Genomic DNA, 6146 nt, shown 5'->3' on the forward strand with positions numbered 1-6146 from the left:
ATTTAAAGTATTATAGAGTCAAAACTCGCCACTCGGGATTTCTTTGCCTTTTTTCTCATCTGGTAAATTTCTTAATGTTTATAGCTAATTGCAATCTATGAACGAACATTTGTTTTTACAACAAGCGGTGTCATCCCAGCGCGTGACGCTGGAATCTAAGAATTTTATTAGGTTAGTGAGTATAAACGTTATGTTAAAATATACCATTTTATGGAAACTAGATCCCAGTGTCACGCACTGGGATGACACGAAAGGACACCAGAATTACAGAGGTTTAAACTTTTAACATTAGTAATACGGTCTATTCTTTTTCAATCTGAGTGCAATTGCTTCTTCCCAAGCGTCACCATTACGCAATAACTTTTCTTTGTTGTACATTAGCTCCTCCCTAGTTTCTGTTGCAAACTCAAAATTAGGACCCTCGACAATTGCATCGACTGGACATGCCTCTTGACAAAGCCCGCAGTATATGCACTTTGCCATGTCAATATCATAACGCGTAGTGCGACGACTGCCATCTTCTCTTTCTTCTGCTTCAATAACTATCGCCTGAGCAGGGCAGACAACTTCACATAATTTGCAAGCTATACATCGTTCTTCACCGTTTGAATATCTACGCAACGCATGCTCACCGCGGAATCTTGAACTTAGAGGTCCCTTCTCCATAGGGTACCTAAGTGTTACCTTTGGTTTAAAAGCGTACCTAAGTGTAATAATAAACCCTTTAATTAACTCTATAAAGGACCAATACCAAGCTAATTTCTTGAGCATAAAGCATTTAAACACTGCATTACCGACTATAAATCATATTACCAGTTTTAGAAAGGCTTTTTTCTCACACTCAACTTTGAACTAATCAATTGCTTTCATCCCTATTACGTTATATCCTGAATCAACATGTAAAACTTCCCCAGTGGTGCCGCTACTTAAGTCACTCAGCAAATACAGCGCTGCTTTTCCAACGTCTTCTATTGTAGTGTTGCGTCTTAGTGGAGAATTATTTCTGTTCCATTCTGATATGAAGTGAAAATTGCTTATTCCAGAAGATGCTAAAGTTCTAATTGGACCAGCAGAAATGGCATTCACTCTGATGTCTTGCGGTCCAAGGTCGCATGCTATATATCTTACACTTGCTTCGAGTGCCGCTTTACATAGACCCATAACATTATAGTTTGGCATAACTTTTTCAGCGCCATAGTAAGATAAAGTGAGTAAACTACCGCCGTTTAGCATTATCTTTTCAGCTCTTTGCACTAGAGCAGTAAAAGAATAGCATGATATATGCATTGCGTTGAGGAAGTTGCTCAGTGATGTATTAACATATTTACCAACGAGTTCATTCTTGTCAGAGAATGCGATTGCGTGTACCAAAAAATCAAGAGTGCCCCATTTTTTTTCTATTATCTTAAAAACTTCACCTATGGTTTCTTCATTTGCAACATCACAATTTAGTACTAACTCTACATTTAGCTCAGCTGCTATCGATGATAATCTCTCCTTTACCATTTCATTCTGGTAAGTGACTGCAAGTGCTGCTCCGTGCTCTGAGAGAGTTTTTGCTATGCCATACGCTATCGACCTCTTGTTTGTTATTCCAGTTATTAATCCCTTTTTGCCTTGCAGTAGACTTGTTACCATAGAACTTTCTGTTTTTTACAATTTTGGATATTAACCAGATAAAGTCAAGATGTTAACTGTGTTAAAAAATCAAGAGGATATCTTTAATTTATCCTATTACTATTGGGATCTGGTATAAGATAGACCTAATAAGCCTCAGTGGAGCGCCCAGTTGGACCCATAAGAACTATTTGTTCACCTTCTTTGAAGTACTTACACAAATTAGTGGAACCACCGGTTTCAAGTACAATGGTGGAAATAATTCCTTTCTTTTTGTCTACTTCAGTGCCAGTTACGGCTATACCTTCCATAGCAAGGCTTGTAGCTTTTCTGCTGTTAGTTTCAAAACTTTGCAATCTAAAGAATTGCCCAGGCTTGAAATTTTTTGCAGCAAGTGGTGCTTTGATCACTATTTCTACTACTTTGTCGGTTAAATACTGAACTTTTATGACTTTTGCAGTGAACTGTTCTTTGATCTTATTGAAGAATTCTTCACTTGCCAGGTGTTCTGGCGTCATTCCAGCGCATAACACTGGTTGGTTAGTTGTTTGTATAACTCCTTTCAAAAGCTGGGAAATGATAGGATAGCCGTTTTTGGCACTTGCCATAGCTTTCACAACACTACCACTATATGAAGGATGAAGATCACCGAAGAAACTAATTGCTTTACTGCCTTGCTTATACACTAATATTCTATCTTTATTTTGCATCTTAGGAGAGAATATTGGATCTACTTCTTCCCCTGATGAGCTCAGGTGAGCGAAATATCCATTGCTTAATTTAAAATGCTTTCTATCTTCCGTTGCAATGACTGTATTTGGCTCAGTACCCGCTGCTATAAGAACAGAACGTGCTTTTATACACTTGATTTCGCCCGATTTTGTGTCTATCAGTTTTATCGATTCAGCATGGTTATACTTATCCGTCACAATTTCAACTGGCTCTAAGTTTTCGATAAAGTAAATCCCCTCTGAAAGTGCGTTTTGCACCTCATCACTATTTAGTCGGTAACTTGGCGCACTTTTTAGCTCTTTTCTATATACAACTTTCACTCCCCCTAAACTCTGCATTAACTCCAATATTTTTGCTTCTCTGTTCTCTTTTTTCGCTAATTCTTTCTCTTTTTGGATCAACTGTGCATGCAATATAAACTCATTCACAATTTCACGTTCTTCTTCTGTCCAATCTTTTTCAACGTAGTCTTTCCCATATTTACTAACCAATATCTCGTAACGAAGAAAAAATTTTTCTACTTGAATAGGATAATACGCTAAGGCTTCAGTGGCAGTATCAATTGCAGTAAGTCCCGCACCTATAACAACTATTGGCATGCGAATTTGCAGATTTGCTATGGAGTCAGATTTAAGAGCACCACTGAGTTGTAATGACATTAGAAAATCAGATGCCATGCGCACTCCACGAGCTAACATATTTTTTATCTTGATTATTCGTGGCTTACCAGAGCCAAGCGCTAGGGCTATGTGGTCGAAACCCAAATTGAACGCACCGCTCACAGTTACTGTGCCACCAAAGCGAATGCCTCCATAAAATGCAAAATTTTTGCGTCTTTCCAGTAATAATCTAATAATCTTTAAGTAATTCTTGTTCCACCGAGAAGTAATGCCATATTCTGCTACTCCACCAAACCCACCGGCTGTGCGCTTACTCAATTTTTCATGCTTGAAATCTCTGATCGGCTGAAAATTATCAATCAGAGGTTCTATCTTTAATCCATCAATGGCGATAACGTTATGTCCATCATTCAACAAATGATGAGCTAAATTAAAACCAGCAGGACCAAGACCTACAATCAGGACATTTTTTCCAGTGTTTTCTTTCGGTAACGGCCGCTGAAAATTTAAAGGATTCCAACGACTAAGCAGAGAATATATTTCAAATCCGTATGGCAAACTGAGCACATCATCCAAAACTCTTGTTTCAACCATTGGCACATTCACAGGCTCTTGTTTTTGATATATGCACGAATTCATGCAATCATTGCATATTCTGTGCCCAGTAGCTACACATAATGGATTATCTATCATCACAATTGCAAGGCTGGCTATACTGTACCCTTCACTTTTTACCAGGTTCATTTCTGATATTTTCTGCTCCAGTGGGCAGCCGTGCAGCTCAACTTTAAGTGGAGATTTTTTAGAAATCTCACTTGGTTGACAGAATATGGCACTAGAACGTACGTATTCTTTCTGGATCTTAGTGTCAGTCACTCGGGTAACAGATGACTGCAACCCCTTTGAGCAGCTGTCCTTATTTTGCTTATGACAAAATATACAGTAGTGAGCATTATCTAATGCTTTATCTAAACTCACCTTTTCACTTGTTAGGTCAAAACCATATCGTCTCTTTATTTCGCTTGAATACAGCACTTCAATCCCATCCACTTCTTTTTTAGAGAATGATACGAGATTTTCATAATCGATTTTTTTATGAGTACTAAAAAGTATACCCTGTTTATTTTTCACTCTCCATGCTGCATATTGCGCTGCAAGTTCTATTTCCTCTTTGTGATGCTTTTTATCCTCAAACCAACACATCACTTGCTCGGCGAAATTTTTTTCCGTTGTTGGTAAAGTAAGAAAATGACTTAATCTGCTAGTGACATAATTAATGTCTATGTTTACTATATCAGTGTATTTATTCAATGCATAGCGTTGAATAAATAACCTTTTGCATTTATATATTACAGCAAAGTCGTTGTGCTTTTTCTTTAGCTCTTCTGTTTCTTTTTCAATGTTGAAAAGCTTTGCGATGAATTCATTAAGTAAATACGAAAGGTCTATAATCAATTGGCTATCTGCCACTTGATAGGCTGACATTGGTTGTGTTTTAGATCCCAGTGTCAAGCACTGGGATGACATGGAACGATACTGGGGTGACATTTGATTACACTGGGATAACATGGAGTGACACTGGGATGACGTTGAAGCAGAAGCTGTTTTTTCTCTCGCTTCAATCAATGAACACAATAGATTTTCATCGTATGATTTGACGTAATCTAAAAATGTCTCATCTAGTTTTATTAATCCATCGCGAATATATAGATTGGGAAATGAGATGTTAAAATTTAGCTGCATTGCTATATTATACAACGCATACGCTGTTTTTTACAGATGAAAATTTTATTTGTTTTGCAACATGGCTAAAATTGTTGCTTCTGCAACCTTCTCTTCATCTACATATGCAACACACTCAAACTTGCATGCATTCAAACGTGCATTTTTAATGTTAGACTGAAGAACTAGGGTGTCTCCTGGAGTAACTGGCTTTCTGAATTTTGCATTTTCAATGGACATAAAGTAAACAACTTTATTTTCCATTGTACCTTGACCTTCTTTACCAAGAACACATATTGCAGATGCCTGAGCTAGAGACTCAATTATTAAAACTCCTGGCATTATCGGATGGCCGGGAAAGTGGCCAATAAAAACCGGCTCATTGAAAGTCACGTTTTTGATTGCCTTTATACTCTTACCTGGATCACATTCTATTACTCTATCCACTAAGAGAAACGGATAAGAGTGTGGTAATATTTTTATAATATCACTGATATTAAACGGCATAATATCCTTAAAGTAAGCCTAGTTGACGTCTTTCAAAGCAAGCTCTGGTATTTCTTTGTTTATGTTTTTTAATACTACATCTGATAAATCAACTTTATCTAAATCAGCCTCATCCATAAAGTATAAAACCTGATTTTTCTTTGAAAGAAATAGTACCAAGTCTATGTTGTTTTTTTCTGCGGTTTCTTTAGCAATTTCTTTTATCTTGTTAAAAATGCTATCTACTGCATCTCTATAACTTTTTTCTAAGTATAACATTTTTTTAGCGTAACTATCCCTAGTACTTAAAGCGCGCTTGTCAAATTGCTCTGTTCTTTCCTTTTTTGCTTCTTCTGATAGAAGTTCAAATTCCTCTTTTGAAGGCTTGAATTTTTCTAGCTCACTTTCAAACTCTTGCTGCAGTCCAGAACTTTGTTCTTTTATTTGCTGTTGTATATTTTGTAGAGCAAGAGACTCACTGATCACTTTGTCGCTATCAATAATCGCAACTTTTATGTTAAGTGCACCCTTAGGTTGGTGTTTTACAACCTTATAACCCACAAACAAGAAAATAACTAAGACAATAACTGATACAAATAATTGTGTATATTTCATTTAAATCCCCACTTCGATAGAAAATTTAACATTCGATGATGGTATTATATCATAAGGTTCCTTAACTAAAGGAAAGCCAAAGTCTAATCTAAATCTACCACCAAAAGGAGAAGGCATCGAAAAACCAAAACCTGGTGAAACTCTCATAAGTTTACTGTCGTTGTATGGTTCTTTTTCTTTGTGTTTCTCATCTTTATCGTCTAAACCAAAAAGCGTTGCATAGTCAACAAAGAATGAGCCTTTGAAACCAATATAATCATATAATTTCGGTAATGGAAAATCCACTTGTTGTGTTAAGTTAAAATAAGTCTTACCTCCTAATGAGCTTTTATCTTTTGCTCTTGGTCCAATACC

Annotated in this window: 6 protein-coding genes; all 6 read right to left on the reverse strand. The window is 36.7% G+C overall.

The genetic code is table 11. The features are described 5' to 3' along the window. Positions 1–288: 288 nt before the first annotated feature. Positions 289–771 carry an NADH-quinone oxidoreductase subunit NuoI gene (gene nuoI / locus DM84_RS04280; RefSeq protein WP_250778582.1) on the reverse strand — a complete coding sequence of 161 codons (483 nt, stop codon included), beginning with the start codon at positions 769–771 and terminating at the stop codon, positions 289–291. An 81-nt stretch (positions 772–852) separates the two neighbouring features. Continuing rightward, the gene (locus DM84_RS04285; protein WP_250778584.1) at positions 853–1638 is read right to left on the reverse strand and encodes an enoyl-ACP reductase FabI; all 786 of its coding nucleotides are present in this window, start codon (positions 1636–1638) and stop codon (positions 853–855) included. A gap of 125 nt (positions 1639–1763) precedes the next feature. Continuing rightward, positions 1764–4712: an FAD-dependent oxidoreductase gene (locus DM84_RS04290; protein WP_250778590.1), complete on the reverse strand. Its 2949-nt coding sequence runs from the start codon at positions 4710–4712 to the stop codon at positions 1764–1766. Positions 4713–4757: 45 nt separating this feature from the next. After that, positions 4758–5198: a 3-hydroxyacyl-ACP dehydratase FabZ gene (gene fabZ, locus DM84_RS04295; RefSeq protein WP_250778586.1), complete on the reverse strand. Its 441-nt coding sequence runs from the start codon at positions 5196–5198 to the stop codon at positions 4758–4760. An 18-nt stretch (positions 5199–5216) separates the two neighbouring features. Continuing rightward, a complete protein-coding gene (locus tag DM84_RS04300) occupies positions 5217–5792 on the reverse strand; it encodes an OmpH/Skp family outer membrane protein (protein WP_250778588.1) in 576 nt (191 codons plus the stop codon). Further along, the coding region (locus tag DM84_RS04305; protein WP_250778589.1) for a BamA/TamA family outer membrane protein at positions 5793–6146 on the reverse strand (354 nt) is incomplete at its 5' end. It abuts the gene before it with no gap.

It is taken from the genome of Wolbachia pipientis (assembly GCF_023661085.1).
Taxonomy (GTDB): domain Bacteria; phylum Pseudomonadota; class Alphaproteobacteria; order Rickettsiales; family Anaplasmataceae; genus Wolbachia.

Bases quoted from the DNA above. Each gene is read 5' to 3' on its own strand.
- fabZ (WP_250778586.1), bottom strand. From the start codon at position 5,198: ATGCCGTTTAATATCAGTGATATTATAAAAATATTACCACACTCTTAT.
- nuoI (WP_250778582.1), bottom strand. From the start codon at position 771: ATGCTCAAGAAATTAGCTTGGTATTGGTCCTTTATAGAGTTAATTAAA.
- DM84_RS04285 (WP_250778584.1), bottom strand. From the start codon at position 1,638: ATGGTAACAAGTCTACTGCAAGGCAAAAAGGGATTAATAACTGGAATA.
- DM84_RS04290 (WP_250778590.1), bottom strand. From the start codon at position 4,712: ATGCAGCTAAATTTTAACATCTCATTTCCCAATCTATATATTCGCGAT.
- DM84_RS04300 (WP_250778588.1), bottom strand. From the start codon at position 5,792: ATGAAATATACACAATTATTTGTATCAGTTATTGTCTTAGTTATTTTC.